At 67.5% G+C, this 907-nt stretch carries 1 protein-coding gene; it reads left to right on the top strand.

The features are described 5' to 3' along the window. Positions 1-810: uridine kinase family protein (locus ABUA09_RS16965; RefSeq protein ID WP_349949556.1), on the top strand; the 810-nt coding region annotated here is incomplete at its 5' end. Between the last annotated feature and the right edge of the window lie 97 nt (positions 811-907).

Here is a 907-nt window from a genome sequence, read left to right as displayed (position 1 = left end):
CCCCTGGTGTCCCTTCTCTTCACCGCCACCGCCTGCCGGCACACCGGCACCCGGGCGGGTCTGGATGAGAGGCTGGAGTCCCTCCTCGCCCTGGACATCCCCGGATATCCCGCCTGGCTGCGGGACTATCGGGCCGAAGACTGCCCGGCCCTCCACCACAGCGAGGCATTCCGCAGCGCCTACCACCCCCACTATCGGGTGCTGGAGCGGGATTATGTGAACTTTCTCTTTGTGCTGCTGGCCATCTGGCCCCTGGCTCGGGGAGGCCGTCCCGCCGTGGTTGCCATCGACGGCCGGTGCGGCAGCGGAAAGACCAGCCTTGCCGCCCTCATCGCCGCGCTCTTCCCCTGCAATGTCTTTCATATGGACGACTTCTTTCTCCCCCCTGCCCTCCGCACACCGGAGCGGCTCTCCCAGCCCGGCGGTAATGTGGACCGGGAGCGGATGCTTGCGGAGGTCCTCCTCCCCCTGAGCCGGGGAGAGGACGTGACCTTCCGCCCCTTCGACTGCCATGCCGGACGGCTCCGGCCACCGGTGTCCGTCCCCTTCCGCCCCCTCACCGTCGTGGAGGGCAGCTATGCCCTGCATCCGGATCTGGCCCCGCAGTACGACCTGAAGCTCTTCCTCACCTGCTCCCGGGAGGAGCAGCGGCGGCGCCTGCTGGAGCGGGAGGGGCCGGAGGGCCTGATCCCCTTCCTGGAGAAATGGATCCCCCTGGAGGAGCGCTATTTCGACGCCCTCCGCCCGGAGGAGGAGAGCGATCTCACCGTGGACACCACCGGCTTTTTTCAGGACCCGGAATCCCTCTGAACCCCGCTGGTCCGAACGGGGAAGATTGCCGTCCGCCCCGGAACCGAGCGCATGAGGCCGCTTTTTTCGGTTGAGGAGAAGCAGCGCGACACACTCT

This window comes from Intestinimonas sp. RTP31139st1_F5_RTP31139_211217 (assembly GCF_040226735.1).
Classification (GTDB): Bacteria; Bacillota; Clostridia; order Oscillospirales; family Oscillospiraceae; genus Intestinimonas; species Intestinimonas butyriciproducens.
The sequence above is the reverse complement of the archived record's forward strand: the minus strand, read 5'-3'. Positions and strand labels throughout refer to the sequence as shown.